This is a genomic window from Variovorax sp. GW821-FHT10C12 (assembly GCF_059415405.1).
In genome coordinates this window covers 525,868-539,847 of the sequence record NZ_JBWKNE010000001.1, presented here as the reverse complement: position 1 = coordinate 539,847, position 13,980 = coordinate 525,868, and the positions used below count along the sequence as shown (strand labels likewise).

General features: G+C 69.8%; 9 protein-coding genes. 2 read left to right on the top strand and 7 right to left on the bottom strand.

Features of this window, described 5'->3' with window-relative positions:
* Positions 1–60: 60 nt before the first annotated feature.
* The gene (locus AC07OH_RS02530; RefSeq protein WP_495299457.1) at positions 61–978 is read left to right on the top strand and encodes a DUF2167 domain-containing protein; all 918 of its coding nucleotides are present in this window, start codon (positions 61–63) and stop codon (positions 976–978) included.
* Between the two features lie 24 nt (positions 979–1,002).
* Here AC07OH_RS02530 and AC07OH_RS02525 read toward each other — a convergent pair whose 3' ends face one another.
* From AC07OH_RS02525 to AC07OH_RS02500, 6 genes are read right to left on the bottom strand one after another with little or no spacing between them, the layout of a single operon-like run.
* The gene (locus tag AC07OH_RS02525; protein WP_495299456.1) at positions 1,003–1,791 is read right to left on the bottom strand and encodes an enoyl-CoA hydratase/isomerase family protein; all 789 of its coding nucleotides are present in this window, start codon (positions 1,789–1,791) and stop codon (positions 1,003–1,005) included.
* Position 1,792: 1 nt separating this feature from the next.
* Positions 1,793–2,623, bottom strand: a complete 831-nt coding sequence (locus AC07OH_RS02520) for an SDR family NAD(P)-dependent oxidoreductase (protein WP_495299455.1) — start codon at positions 2,621–2,623, stop codon at positions 1,793–1,795.
* A 37-nt stretch (positions 2,624–2,660) separates the two neighbouring features.
* A complete protein-coding gene (locus AC07OH_RS02515) occupies positions 2,661–3,077 on the bottom strand; it encodes a MaoC family dehydratase (RefSeq protein WP_495299454.1) in 417 nt (138 codons plus the stop codon).
* Between the two features lie 14 nt (positions 3,078–3,091).
* Entirely contained in the window at positions 3,092–3,532 is a 441-nt protein-coding gene (locus AC07OH_RS02510; protein ID WP_495299453.1) for a MaoC family dehydratase N-terminal domain-containing protein, read from the bottom strand.
* A gap of 11 nt (positions 3,533–3,543) precedes the next feature.
* Positions 3,544–4,728 (bottom strand): lipid-transfer protein, encoded by a 1,185-nt coding sequence (locus AC07OH_RS02505; protein WP_159272320.1) that lies wholly within the window; start codon positions 4,726–4,728, stop codon positions 3,544–3,546.
* 50 nt (positions 4,729–4,778) lie between these two features.
* Entirely contained in the window at positions 4,779–6,338 is a 1,560-nt protein-coding gene (locus tag AC07OH_RS02500; RefSeq protein ID WP_495299452.1) for a long-chain-fatty-acid--CoA ligase, read from the bottom strand.
* 139 nt (positions 6,339–6,477) lie between these two features.
* On the opposite strand from AC07OH_RS02500, the gene AC07OH_RS02495 reads away from it, so the two are divergent.
* Positions 6,478–7,512: an AraC family transcriptional regulator gene (locus tag AC07OH_RS02495; RefSeq protein ID WP_495299451.1), complete on the top strand. Its 1,035-nt coding sequence runs from the start codon at positions 6,478–6,480 to the stop codon at positions 7,510–7,512.
* Between the two features lie 10 nt (positions 7,513–7,522).
* Here the strand turns inward: AC07OH_RS02495 and AC07OH_RS02490 are convergent, their stop codons facing one another.
* Positions 7,523–13,912, bottom strand: coding sequence for an autotransporter-associated beta strand repeat-containing protein (locus tag AC07OH_RS02490; RefSeq protein WP_495299450.1), 6,390 nt, complete (start codon positions 13,910–13,912; stop codon positions 7,523–7,525).
* Positions 13,913–13,980: the final 68 nt, after the last annotated feature.

Here is a 13,980-nt window from a genome sequence, read left to right as displayed (position 1 = left end):
TCGCGCGCCGATAAACTCCTCGCGTCTCACCAGAAACGACAACAACCGAGGAGAGAGAACTTGCGTATTCATACTGCCCGCCTGACGGCCGGCTTGCTGTTCGCGTGCGCCCTGACCGCCGCCAATCTCAGCAACGCCGCATCCCCCACCACCGCTTCCACAACCTCGACGGCGAGCTCGCTCGAAGCCGAGCAGGAAGCCGCCTTCAAGGCCGCCAAGGCCGTGCAGAAAGCCGGCCCCGCCGACATCACGCTGCGCGACCAGGCCCACCTGAAGCTGCCCGCCGGCTACGTCTGGGTGCCGACGCCCGCCGCCGCGCAGCTCATGCGCAGCATGGGCAACCGCACCGACGACACCTTCATCGGCGCCATCTTCCCCGCCGACGATGGCGACTGGATGGCGGTCGTGAAGTTCGTGAAAGAGGGCTACATCAAGGACGACGACGCCAAGGACTGGAACGCCGACGAGCTGCTCACGAGCCTGAAGGAAGGCACCGAGGCCGCGAACGAGGAACGCGCCAAGCGCGGCATCCCGGGCATCGAGGTCACGGGCTGGGCGCAGAAGCCGCAGTACGACGCCGCGACGCACCGGCTGGTGTGGTCGGCCCTGTCGAAGAAGAAGGGCAGCGACGGCGGCAACCCCGGCGTCAACTACAACACCTACGCGCTGGGCCGCGAGGGCTACCTGAGCCTGAACCTCATCACCAACGCGAACGACCTCGAGAAGTACAAGCCCGACGCCACCAAGCTGCTCGGCGCGCTGCAGTACGACGACGGCAAGAAGTACGCGGACTTCAATGCGTCCACCGACAAGGTCGCCGCCTACGGCCTGGCGGCGCTGGTGGCCGGCGCGGCCGCGAAGAAGCTGGGCCTGTTCGCGGTCGCCCTCGCCTTCCTGGCCAAGTTCGCGAAGGTCGCCGTGGTGGCGGGCGGCGCGGCGCTGTGGGGCCTCACGAAGCTCTTCAAGAAGAAGAGCTGAGCCTGTATCAGCAGCCCGCCGCGCTCAGCGGCCCGAGAAGCGCGGTGCGCGCTTCTCGGTGAAGGCCTTCACGCCTTCGCGCCCGTCCGCGCTGCCCGCGCGTTGGCGCAGCAGGCGGTGCTCCATCTCGAAGTGTTCTTCGATCGGGCGCGCGGTGGCACCACCGCACAGCGCCTTGATGCCCGCGAACGATGCGGTGGCACCGTTCGCCAGCCGCGTCACCAGCGCTTCGGCGGCCGCCGCCAGCTCGGCGTCCGGGTACAGCGCATCGACCGCGCCCGCCGCCAGGCAGCGCGCGCTGTCGATCGCGTCGCTCAGCATCAGCCATTGCTGCGCGCGCACCGGCCCGATGCGGCGCGACAGGAAATACGAGCTCCCCGCGTCCGGCGACAGCCCGATGGCCGCGTAGCCCGTGCGCAGCTTCATCGACTCGGTGGCGAGCACGAAGTCGCCGCACAGCGCCAGCCCCACGCCGGCACCGCCGACCGTGCCGTTCACCGCCACCACCAGCGGCGCCGGGTTCTGAACCAGCCGCAGCAGCGCGGGATGCAGCCGGTCGAGGATGGCGTCGACCAGCTCGGGCAGCTTGTCGCCCGCCGCCACGAAGCTGTCGATGTCGCCGCCCGCGCAGAACACGCGGCCCTCGCCCGTCAGCAGGATGGCGCGCGGTGCCGCTTCGAGCACCTCGTCGATGGCGCGCGCCAGCGCATGGCTGCTCGCCAGCGACACCGAGTTGGCGCGCTCGGGCCGCTTCAGCACGATGCGGCCGATGCCGTCCTGCACGCCCCAGGCAATGCCTTCTTCGAACTGCATCTCAGATCCCCGTCAGCCCGCCGGTGCACATGAGCGTCTGGCCGCTCACGTAGTCCGACTCGGGCGCGCACAGCAGGTACACCGCACCGGCCGCCTCTTCGGGCGTGCCGCCGCGCCCCAGCGGGATCGACTGTTCCATCATCGCCAGCAGGCCCGGGTTGACGCCGACTTTGATCTCGCGCCCCTCGATGTTCGCGGTGGTGGCCTCGGCCGTGCTGGCCGTGAGCCGCGTCTGGATGAAGCCGAAGGCCACGCAGTTCACCGTGACGTTCATGCGGCCCCACTCCTTGGCCAGCGTCTGCGTCATGCCGACGATGCCGGCCTTGGCGGTCGAATAGTTGGCCTGGCCCGCATTGCCGAAGAGCCCTGCCACCGACGAGATGTTGACCACCTTGCGCACCACGCGCCGGCCCGCTTCGCCCTCGGCCTTGGCCAGCGCGCGGATCACGGGCTGCGCAGCGCGCAGGATGCGAAACGGTGCCGTCAGGTGAACGTCGATCATGGCGTACCACTGCTCGTCGGTCATCTTCTGCACCACGCTGTCCCAGGTGTAGCCGGCGTTGTTGACGATGATGTCCAGGCCCTTGAACTCGTTCACCGCCGTGCCCACGAAGCGCTCGGCGAAGTCCGGCGCCGACACGCTGCCGACGCAGGCCACGGCCTGCCCGCCCGCGGCGCGGATGGCCTGCACGGTCTCCTCGGCCGGTGCGGCGTCGAGGTCGTTGACGACGACGCGCGCGCCTTCGCTGGCCAGCTTGAGCGCGATCGCGCGGCCGATGCCGCGGCCCGAGCCGGTGATGAGGGCGACCTTGCCTTCGAGTTTGGGTGTCATGTCTCTTCTCTCTTCTTTCATTCGTTCGTTCAAGGGGTCAGCGCAGCGCCACCAGCGCCTCGCCCGCGATGCGCGTCTGTCCGTGCTGGTTGGCGCTGATCACTTCCACGCGCACGCAGCGCTCGCCGTTGTGTTCCAGCTTCTCGACCACGCGACCGGTGCAGCGCACGGCATGGCCCAGGTGCGTGATGCCCTGGAAGCGCACGTCGAAGCGGCGCAGTTGCGCCTGCGGCACCCACTGCGTGAGCAGCCGGCCGAGCCAGGCCATGCCCAGCATGCCCTGCGCGAACACGTCGGGCATGCCGGCCTTGCGCGCGAAGTCGGTGTCGATGTGGATCGGGTTGTGGTCGCCCGAGGCGCCCGCGAAGAGCGCGAGCGTGGTGCGGTTCACCGGCGGGAGTTGCAGCGCGGGAAGTTCGTCGCCGACCTGGACGGTGTCGTAGCGGAGGGTCATCGCAGGTTCTTTCTTCAGTGGCGGCAAACGATCACCGTGCGCAGCTCGGCCACGAGTTCGTCGCGCTGGTTGGTGGCGCGCGAGGTCTTCACGACGAATTCGAGCGCGCCGTTCTTCTTGTCGTAGATGTCGCTGATGGTGGAGCGCACCGTCACCGTGTCGCCCACGCAGGCGGGGCGGTGGTAGCTGAAGCTCTGCTCACCATGCAGCAGCTTCGACAACGGAATCTGCAGGTCGGTGAGCAGTTGGTCCGAGGCGCCCGAATCCAGCTCGGCGGCGAACAGGAAGGTGGGCGGTGCCGGCAGGTCGGGGTAGCCCGCATCGCGCGCGGCGGCGGCATCGGTGTAGACCGGGTCGGTCTCGCCGATGGCCTTGGCGAAGAACTGCAGCCGGCTGCGCTCGATGGGCAGCACCGAGGCGAGCAGTTCGTGGCCGATCCATTTCTTGTCGATCATCTGGGCCGCCCTCAGACGCGTTCGTACAGCGTGACCACGCAGGCGCCGCCCAAGCCGAGGTTGTGCTGCAGCGCCATCCGCGCGCCTTCGACCTGGCGCTTCTCGGCCGTGCCGCGCAGTTGCTGGACCAGCTCGGTGCATTGCGCAAGGCCGGTGGCGCCCAGCGGGTGGCCCTTCGACAGCAGGCCGCCCGAGGGGTTGGTGACGACCTTGCCACCGTAGGTGTTGTCGCCATCGACCACGAACTTCTCCGCGCCGCCCACCGGGCACAGGCCCAGCGCCTCGTAGCTGATGAGTTCGTTGTGCGCAAAGCAATCGTGCAACTCGACCACGTCGATGTCCTGCGGGCCGACACCGGCCGCGTCGTAGACCTTCTGCGCGGCTTCCTGCGCCATGCTGAAGCCGACCACCTCGCGCATGTCACGCGCCTCGAAGGTGATGGCGCGGTCGGTGGTCATGGCCTGGGCCTTGATGCGCACGCTGCGGTCCAGCCCATGGCGTTCGGCGAAACGCGGCGAGCAGACGATGGCGGCCGCCGCGCCGCAGGTCGGCGGGCAGGCCATGAGCCGCGTCATCACGCCGGGCCACATCACGGGCGCGGCCATCACTTCGTCTTCGGTGACGACGGTGCGAAACAGCGCCACCGGGTTGTTCGACGCATGGCGGCTGGCCTTGGCGCGGATCTTCGCGAAGGTCGACATCTGCGTGCCGTACTGCTGCATGTGCGCCAGGCCCGCGCCACCGAAGTAGCGCAGCGCCAGCGGCACCTGCTCGTTGCCGACCAGCTCGTCGGTGATCGATTCGAAGTGGTCGAACGGGCTCGGGCGGTCGTTGAACACCGCGCCCAGCGCGCCGGGGCTCATGTGCTCGAAGCCCAGCGCCAGCACGCAGTCGGCCGCGCCGCTGGCCACGGCCTGGCGCGCGAGGAACAGCGCGGTCGAGCCGGTAGAGCAGTTGTTGTTGACGTTGACGACCGGAATGCCGGTCATGCCCACTTCATACAGCGCGCGCTGGCCGGCGGTGGAGTCGCCGTACACGTAGCCGACGTAAGCCTGCTGCACCAGCTCGTAGCCGATGCCGGCGTCCTTCAATGCGGCGTTGGTGGCGTGCGCGGCCATCTGCGGGTAGGGCTGGTTCGCGCCCGGCTTGGTGAAGGGGATCATGCCGACACCGACGACGTGGACATCCTGGCTCATGAGGGGCTCCTGAAGTGAATGAATGAGTGAAATGGGAAGGGAAACAGGGCTCAGGCTACGCTTCGTTGGCGCCCTTGCCAAAACGGTTCGCGCAACCGGGTCTTGAGCACCTTGCCCGCACCCGACAGCGGCAACGCCTCGACCACCGCCACGCTGCGCGGGCACTTGTAGGGTGCAATCAGCGCCTTGCAATGCGCAATGAGCGCCTCGTCCGCCAGCTGCTGGCCCGGCTTGAGCACGAGCACCGCATGCACGGCCTCGCCCCACGCCTCGCTGGGGATGCCGATGACCGCGCAGGCCGCCACGGCCGGATGCTGGTTGATGGCGTTCTCGACCTCGGCCGAATAGATGTTCTCGCCGCCGCTGATGATCATGTCCTTCAGGCGGTCGACCACGAAGATGTAGCCGTCGTCGTCCATGTAGGCGCCGTCGCCGGTGTGCATCCAGCCGCCGCGCACGGCCGCGGCCGTCTGCGCGGGCTGGTTCCAGTAGCCCTGCATCACGTTGGGGCCGCGCACCGCGACCTCGCCCACCGTGCCGCGCGGCACCTCGAGGCCCTCGCCGTCGACGATGCGCACCTCGGTGCAGTAGCTGGCGCGGCCCGCCGAGCGCAGCTTGCCCCGCCGCCGGCCCTCGGGCGTGTGGTTGCGCGCCGGGTTGATGGTGGCCAGCGGCGACAGCTCGGTCATGCCGTAGGCCTGCACGAAGTCCACGCCCGGAAAGGCGTCCATTGCGCGGTTCAGCACCGCCTCCGAGATCGGCGAGGCGCCGTAGGCGATGCACTTGAGGCTGCTGAGGTCGCGCGGCTCGCGCATCGCGGGATGGTCGACCAGCATCTGGATCATGGTGGGCACCAGCAGCGCGTGCGTGACCCGGTCTTGCGCGATGGCGTTCAGCACCGCTTCAGGGCTGAAGGCCGGAATGATCGCGTGCGTGTTGCCCTCCAGCCAGTGCGGCGCGGCCAGGCCCATGTCGGCCAGGTGGAACATCGGCGCGGCGTGCAGGTAGCAGCCGTCGGGCGAGGCCAGGCCTTCGGCATGCAGGGCCAGCCCCGAGCTGCCCATGTTGGTGTGGCTCAGCATCACGCCCTTGGGAAAACCCGTGGTGCCGCCGGTGTAGAAGATGCCCGCCAGGTCGTCGTCGCAGCGGCCCGCGTCGGGCACGGGCGAAGCGGCCTCCAGCAGCGCCTCGTAGCCGAGCATGCCGGGCGGCGTCGGGCCGTCGCCGCAATAGATCACCTCGCGCAGGCTGGTCGCCTGCCCGCGCATCTGCTCGACCACCGGGCGGAAGGTGTCGTCCACCAGCAGCAGCGTGGAGCCCGAGTCGTCCAGCGAGTACAGGATTTCGGCCGCCGACCAGCGGATGTTGCAGGGGTTGAGCACACCGCCGCCCCAGGGCACGGCCATCTGGTATTCGAGGTAGCGCGCCGAATTGAGCGCCAGCATGGCGACGCGGTCGCCCGGCTGCATGCCGAGCCCCTGCAGGGCGCCCGCCAGGCGCGCGACCCGCTCGGCATAGGCGCGAAAGCTCAGGGTGCGGCCGGCGGCGCGCACGGCGATCCGGTCGGGGTGCTGCTGCACGCTGCGGTGCAGCGACTGGGTCAGGTACATGGCGGTTGTCTCCGTTCGGTTCTTGTGTAGGCGCATGGTAGAAACCGCGCCGTGCCGCGGCGATTGCGCATCGCATCGCCCGCATGGCAGAAAACCTCAATCGACACCCGCGCCGCCGTCGGGTCTGATCCGCTCACGCATGCTGCAACCGCCTGTCACCATCCCGATCGTGTTCGTCCAGGGCATGCTCTCGGGCGTGCGCGCGCGTGGCGACAACGCCCCCATCTGCATCGACACCGCGCTGCAGGACGCCGGCATCGCCCCCGCCCTGCTCGACGCGCCGGGCGCGCGCGTCACGGCCGAGCAGTACGTGGCGCTGTTCGCGCTGCTGATGGAGCGGCTGGACGACGAAGCCCTGTGCTTCCTGTCGCGCCGCCTGCGCCGGGGCAGCTTCGCGCTCATGACGCGCGCCACGTTGGGCGCGCCCACGCTCGAGGTGGCGCTGCGGCGCGTGGCCCGGGCCTTCAGCCTGCTGCAGGACGACCTCGAGATGGTGCTGCTGCGCGAAGGGCCGCTCGCGGGCTTCGGCCTGCGGGTGCAGCAGCTGCCGCGCACGCCGCTGAACTTCTTGCACGAACTGATGCTGCGCGTGTACTGGCGGCTCTTCGCCTGGCTGCATGGCGGGCGGCTGACGGCGCGCCGCTTCGACTTCGGCTTTGCGCAGCCGCCCTACGCGGCCGGCTACACCAAGGTGTTTCCCGCGCCGCTGCAGTTCGGCCAGCCGCTGTCGGCCGTGTGGTTCGATGCGAGTGCGCTGGCCACGCCGATCCACCGTGACGCGCGGGCCATGCGCGACTTTCTGGCCGCCGCGCCGGCGCACGTGATCCTGCCGCCGCTGGGCGAACTGGCGGTGAGCGCGCGCGTGCGCACCGTGCTGCAGCAGCGCCGCCCGGCCTGGGTCGACCTGGCCACGGCCGCGCGCAGCCTGCACATGTCGGTGAGCACGCTGCAGCGCCACCTGGCCACCGAGGGCACCTCGTTCCAGTCGCTCAAGGACCAGCTGCGGCGCGACGTGGCCATCGTGCGCCTGAACACCAGCACCGTGCCGCTGGCGGCACTGGCCGAGGAGCTGGGCTTTTCGGACAGTGCGGCGTTCCAGCGCGCGTTCAAGACCTGGACCGGTGGGGCGCCGGGGTCGTACCGGCGGCGTCCTGGACCCGACCCCGAGGCCTGAAGCTACCCGCCTACCACTTGACCCGCACGCCGAGCGAGCCGTTGATCGAGCTCTTCACCTTGGCATCGCCACCTGACGACCACAGCTTGCCGACTTCGCCGTACAGGCTGGTCGTCTGGCTCAACGCCAGCGTGAAGCCGCCTGCGAGTTCGGTGCTGGTGCCGCCGGTCGGTGCCGCGATGTCGGTCGTGGTCGCGCCGTTCACGAAGCGTGCGATGTCGGTGCCGCTCGAGGTCTTGTAGATGTTGACGCGGCCGTAGGGCTGCAGCACGCCCAGGCCGGTGTCAACCTGGCCCTTGACCCGCACGCCTGCGCGGGCGATCCAGCCGCTGTCGGCCTGGGGCTGCGCGATGGCGCCGGCGATGGCCGCATTGCCCAGGTCCATGTGGTGGTGGATCAGCTGCAGCTGCGGCTCGACGCGCCAGCCGCTGCCGCCGATCGCGAAGGACTGACCCACTTCGATCGAGCCCAGCAAGCTGTTCCCCTTGCCGCCCACGCCCGCGCCGAGCATCGGCTCGACCGTGTAGCGGTGACGGCCCGACTGCACCACGGCATCGGCATAGAAGCCGCTGTCGGCGGTGTAGGTGCCGTACACGCCGACGTACTGGCTGCGCAGGTCGTTGCGGCCCACCGCGAGGTTGCGGATGCCGCTGGCAAAGCCGCTCACGCGGGCATCGCCGTCGAGCTGGCCGACGTACAGGCCAGCGCGCCAGTTCGGCGTGGCGAGCAGGTCGGTGCCGGCCTGGAAGCCGGTGAGGCGCCCCTTGCTGGTGGGCGAGACGGTGCCACCCTGCTGGATGTCGATGTCGGTGGAGAGCACGCGGGCCCAGGCGCGGCGGTCCGATCCCGCCGGTGTGCTCGCGGCGCCCTTCACATCGTCGTCGCCCACGCGCTTGCGCACATCGCCCAGCATCGCGAGGTTGCCCTGGCGCAGCTGGCCCGGCAGCGCGGCGTACAGCGCGGCTTCCGGGCGGTAGGTGACGACGGGCAGGCCCACCGGTTGACCCGGCGCCACCGCGTCGGTGGTGGAGCGCAGGTACCAGTTTTCGCCCGCGCCCTTCGCATCGGCGGCATGCAGGCGGTACTCGTAGGCGCCGGCGTCGACGTGGCCGCCGGCCAGCGAGAAGGCGTCCTTCGTGGTCTGCGCGGTGGTGGTCGCGCCGTTCTGTGCGGTGATGACCTCGATGCCGTTGCCGCTCGTGAGTGCGCCCAGGCCGCCGAGGTTGCTGATCTGCACCTGGGTCTTGCCGCTGGCGACGGCGGTGGGGCCATCGAGCACGAGGAGGTCGGAGGGGCCGGTGCCGTTGAGCGTCGTGCTCAGCTTGAGCACGCCGTTCGTGCCGACGTAGGCGCCCTTGACTGTCAGCGTGGTGCCTGCGGTCACGCCGGCCAGCGACACAGTGCCGCTGTTGGCCAATGACGCGACGGTCTGGCTGAAGCCCGCGAGATCGAGCGTGGCGCCTGCGGCCACGCTGTGCGCCGAAGCAGCGCTCAGCGTGTTCGCCGCACCGGCCTTCAACGTGCCCTGCGCCACGTTCGTCGCACCGGTGTAGGTGTTGGCGCCCGACAGCGTCAGCGTCCCCGTGCCCTGCTTGGTGATGAAGCCACCACCGCTGATCGCGCCGCTCAGCGTGCCGCTGAACGCACCGGTATCGATGACCGGGTCGTTGTTGCCGGTGAGCTTGATCGTGTTGGCGATCGTCAGGCCGTTCGCGCTGAAGCCCAGCGTGGTGTCGTCGTCCATCGAGAGCGTGCCGGTGCCCAGCGCCTGGCTGTGGCCCACGTTCAGGCGACCCTGGCGCAGGGCCGTGCCGCCGGTGTGGGTGTTCTCGCCCGATAACGTGAGCGCGCCCGTGCCGACCTTGACGAGCGAGCCACCGACGCCGGAGATCACGCCCGAGATTTCCGTGTCGGTGTTGAGAGCGCCCGTTGTCAGCGCCTTGGCGCCAAGCAGCACGCGGCCCGCCCCTTCCAATGCGCCGATGCTCGTACCAGCAGCCGCGAGTCGGGCGATGCGAACCGTGCCGCCCGCCTTGTTCACCACACGCGCCTGAGCGGCCGTCGCGTCGTTCTGCATGTCCAACGTGCCGCGGTCCTCGTTGACGATCGTCGCCTGCCCGGCCGAGCCGTTGTCCCAGAGGTTGGTCCAGCCGCCGGCGAGGTTGGTGATGTGGGCCTTGCCTGCGGTGGCGTCGAACGAGACCGTGACCTGGCCACCCCGGTTCTCGATGGTGGCGTTGCCGGCGGTCGCGTTGCCGCGGAAGTCGATCGATCCACCGGCCTGCGCAGTCAAGGTCGCGTGGCCGGCCGAGGCATTGTCCTGGAACTGGACGTAGCCGCCGTTGCCCGACTGGGCGGCGCCTGCCGTGATCTGCAGGCTTTGCGCGTCCGCGCCGCCGCTGAAGACCAGGCCGGCGCCACTGCCCACGCCCACGGGGCCGGTGCCCACCGCGCCCGTCGCGCCCACATTCAACGTGCCGCCATCGACCTGCGTGCCGCCCTTGTAGCTGTTGGCCGCCGTGAGCAGCAGCTCGCCGCCGCCGATCTTGCGCAGGCTGCCCGTGCCGCTCATCGTGCCCACGAAGCTGCCGCTGGCTACCTGGTCGAAGACCACCCGGGCGTCGTTGACGATGGCGCCGCGCAGGCTGGTCGTGTCGCCCTGCAGCGTGCCGGCGCGCACGAGCGTTCCGCCGGTGTAGGTGTTGGCGCCCTTCAGGATCAGCGTGCCCAGGTCATCCTTCGTGAGGCCGCCCCCGCCGCTCAGCACCGACGCGATGGTGGCCTGCATCTGCGCCCCCGAGGCCGTGCCGTCGCCGACCTTGATGACCGTGTTGGCGTTGCCCAGCGTCAGCGCGTCGCCGGTGACGACATAACCGCCGGTGGAGAACTGCGCGCCATCGATGCTGATCGCGCCGCCGGTGTTGTCCACCCGGACCGTGCCGGCCGCGCCGCCGAACAGCGCGAACTGGTTCTGCTGCCAGCCGGTGTTGGTCTTGCCGTTGGCGCCGGTCCAGCTGTCGGACGGGTCGTTGAGGGTGGAGTTGCCGAGGCGCCAGATGCCGGAGCCGCCGCCGATCTTGCCGTCGTTGTACTGGGTGGCGTCACCGCCCGCGCCGTCCCAGAAGCCGAGCGATACGCCCTTGCTGTTGATCAGGTTGATCTCGCCCAACACCGAAGACTGCACGTGCAGGTCGCCGGCCGCCGTGCCCGCGGGCGCTGTGCCGATGTTCAGGCCGTTGTCGATCAGCGAACCGGTGTAGCTGATCAGGCGGTACAGGCCGGGCCCGAAGGTGCCGCCGGGGGCCTGCGCCACGTTGAGCGTGCCGTCGAGCACGAGCCCGCCGTTGACCTTGACGAGGTCATTGAGTGGACCGCCTACCGTGCCCGCCTGGCCCAGCTCGTAGCTCAGGAAGGCGCCCGGGTCGAAGCGCAGCATGCCCGTGGTCAGCGTGCCGAGGTTGCTGCCCGGTGCGAGCGTCGCGCCGTTGGCGATGGTGACCTGGCCCGCGATGGTGCCACCGCCGCTGAGCGTGGCGCCGCTCTTGACCAGCACTGGGCCCGCGCCCGTGGCGCTGCCGGTGGTGTTGTTCACGCGCAGCGTGCCGGCGTTGACCTCGGTCGCGCCGGTGTAGATGCTGGCGCCCGTCAGTTCCAGCACGCCCGCGCCGTTCTTGGACAGGGTGCCGGTGCCGCTGATGACGCCTGCGTAGCTCAGGCTGTCCGCGCGGTCGAAGACCAGGTCGCCGTCGTTGGTGATGTTCCCCGCGATGCTGCCGGTGGTGCCACCCGCGCCGATCTGCAGGATGTTGCCGACCACGACGGTGGTGGTGCCCGTGAAGGTGTTGTCGCCGGTCAGGGTCAGCTTGCGCGCGCCCCTCTGCAGGAGGCTGCCGGTGCCGCTGATGTTGCCGGCGAAGGTGGTGTCGGCGCTGCGGTTGAACACCAGCGCGGCGTTGTTGGCGATGTGGCCGACGATGCTGCCGCTGTCGCGGATCTCCAGCGTGCCGCTGTCGATGGTCGTGCCGCCGGTGTGCGTGGCGTTGCCGGTGTAGACCAGCGTGCCCGCGCCGGTCTTCGTCACGCTGCCGCTGCCGGTGATGAGGCCTGCGAAGGCCGCATCGTTCGATCGGTTGAAGACCAGCGCCGCGTGGTTGGTAACGTCGCCGGTGATGCTGCCGTTGTTGCCGCCACTGCCGATCTGCAAGGTGCCCGCGCTGACCGTCGTGCCGCCGGTGTAGGTGTTAGGGCCCGAGAGCGTCAAGGTGCCCGAGCCCTCCTTGACCAGCGAGCCCGTGCCGTCGATGCTGCCTGCGAAGGTGGTGCTGGCGTTGGCCGACCCGACGGTCAGGGTGGCGCTGCCCAGCTGAACGGCGCCTGCGGTGCCCGACAGGCTCGATGCACGCAGGTTGAAGCTGCCCAGGTCGAGCACGCCGCCAAGCATGGTGTACGGCGTGTTCTGCGACAGGGCCGATGCGGCGCCGAATTGCAGCGTGCCGTCGTTGAGGACGGTACCGCCGCTGTAAGTGTTGGCGCCAGTCAGGGTCAGGGTGCCCGCCGTCGTCTTCACCAACTGGCCCGTGCCGGTGATCGCGCCCGAGAACGCGCCGGACTCCACCCTCGTGGTCTGGACCGGGCCATTGCCGGTCCGGGTGTTCAGCGTTCCGGCGCCCTGCAGGTTGCGGATGGTGACGTTGTAGCCGTTCAGGTCAAGCGTGGCGCCCTTGTCCACTGTGGTGGAGGCAACGTGGGAGAAGATGAAATCGGGGACAGTGGCGCCCGCCGCCTGCAGCGTGCCGCCGGCCACGACGACCGCGGCAGACGGAAAGAGGCCGGCGACGCCGCTGCTGCCGAAGCGGATGGTGCCGTTTTCAACGGCATTGCCGAAAACGGCGGTCGCCCCATCGCGGAGCCAAAGTCCACCATCGATGCCGATGGTCGTGCCACTGGCGGCGGCCACCGTGCTGCGCTGTCCGTTGGCGAAGAGCAATGAGTTGGTCAGGTCGAGGCTCGCGGTGGCGGTCAGCTTGCCGCCTTCGAGCGTGACTGTGCCGGCGCCGAGCGCGCCGGCCGTGCCGATCTGCACCGTGGTGCCTGTCTTGATCGTCGTTCCGCCGATGTAGGTGTTGGCTGCGCCCAGCGCCAGCGTGCCGCCGCCGTCGGCCGTGAGACTGCCGGCGCCGGAGATGACGCCGTTCATGGCCAGATGCGCAGGCGTGGGGCCGGTGCCGTCGACGGTGACCGTAAGGTCGCCCGTGGGCAGGAACGCGCCCGTCAGCGTCCAATGGCTGCCGCTGTGGGCATGGACACTCGAGAAGCCCGACATCGCATCGTCTTCGCTGCCGCTGCCCTGGAGATTCAGGGTGTTGCCGCTACCGAGGGCAACCACTTGGCCGTTCAGCACCGACCCCGTCTGCAGCGTGAGCGAAGCGTTGCCGCCGCTGAAGCTGATGGCGTTCGCGCGGGTGACGCCATCGCCAGAGAGCCCGCCCGAGATGGTGCCGCTGCTGACGATGCGCGAGGCACCGCTGGCGACGATGCCTTCTCCACCCGCGCCCGCAGCGCCTGCTGCAGCGTCCGTGCTGCTGCCCCCTGTGCCGCCGTTGCCACCGGTGATGCTGCCGGCGTTGACAAGTGAAAGCCCGGCTCCTGAGAGCGAGAGGCCCACCCCACCTCGGCCACCACTGCCGCCATTACCGACAGCCCCCCCGGCGAGGGCAACACCGTCGCCCGCTCCTCCATTGCCGCCATTGCCGCCAGACACGCTGCCGCCCTGGGCATTCGTGATCGTCGCCACGGCCGTGTCGACAACAAGCCCGAGCCCCCCGTCGCCGCCACTGCCGCCCCCTCCCGCCCCGCCAGCGCCATAGCCGCGGAACCCGGCGCTGCCATTGCCGCCATTCCCGCCTCGAACGGCCACTGCGTTGACAACATCGGTGGATGCCACAGACCCATGGCCACCCGCGCCGCCACCGCCGCCGCCATAGCTCGCGTTCCCGCCGGCTCTTGTTTCGCCGGCATTGCCGCCATTGCCGCCGGTCGGCGACTGCAAGGTACCGGACGCGCCGCCGCCCCCTCCGCTGCCCGCGGTTGGTTGAGAGTTGGGCACACCGTCGGCTCCGTTGGCGCCCGGCGACGCACCGGCCGCCCCGCCTGCGACATGGCCCGTAGAAACACCGGCCTGTCCCACATCGCCGCCCGCGCCACCGCTGTCAAAGTCTCCCGCCCCACCAGCGCCCCCGGCAGCCAGTGCGGCAGCGCCGGCCACGGTCAGACCCGCGGCCAGGACAGCCGCACGCACCTTCGAGCCCCCGCCCGACTTGCCCGAGGCACGCGCGGTTTCAGGTGCGGCCACCCAGGCCCCCAACGACGAGTTCCAGAGGCTGCGATGTGCTTTGTTCATGGGGAGAAAAACCTTGAAATGAGAGGCCGGATGCACCAGAAATGGGCAAACCGTCAGGAAACGTTTAT

Excerpts from the sequence above, each read along its gene's own strand:
- AC07OH_RS02525 (WP_495299456.1), bottom strand. The coding sequence starts at position 1,791 with ATGCAGTTCGAAGAAGGCATTGCCTGGGGCGTGCAGGACGGCATCGGC.
- AC07OH_RS02520 (WP_495299455.1), bottom strand. The coding sequence starts at position 2,623 with ATGACACCCAAACTCGAAGGCAAGGTCGCCCTCATCACCGGCTCGGGC.
- AC07OH_RS02515 (WP_495299454.1), bottom strand. The coding sequence starts at position 3,077 with ATGACCCTCCGCTACGACACCGTCCAGGTCGGCGACGAACTTCCCGCG.
- AC07OH_RS02510 (WP_495299453.1), bottom strand. The coding sequence starts at position 3,532 with ATGATCGACAAGAAATGGATCGGCCACGAACTGCTCGCCTCGGTGCTG.
- AC07OH_RS02505 (WP_159272320.1), bottom strand. The coding sequence starts at position 4,728 with ATGAGCCAGGATGTCCACGTCGTCGGTGTCGGCATGATCCCCTTCACC.
- AC07OH_RS02500 (WP_495299452.1), bottom strand. The coding sequence starts at position 6,338 with ATGTACCTGACCCAGTCGCTGCACCGCAGCGTGCAGCAGCACCCCGAC.
- AC07OH_RS02495 (WP_495299451.1), top strand. The coding sequence starts at position 6,478 with ATGCTGCAACCGCCTGTCACCATCCCGATCGTGTTCGTCCAGGGCATG.
- AC07OH_RS02490 (WP_495299450.1), bottom strand. The coding sequence starts at position 13,912 with ATGAACAAAGCACATCGCAGCCTCTGGAACTCGTCGTTGGGGGCCTGG.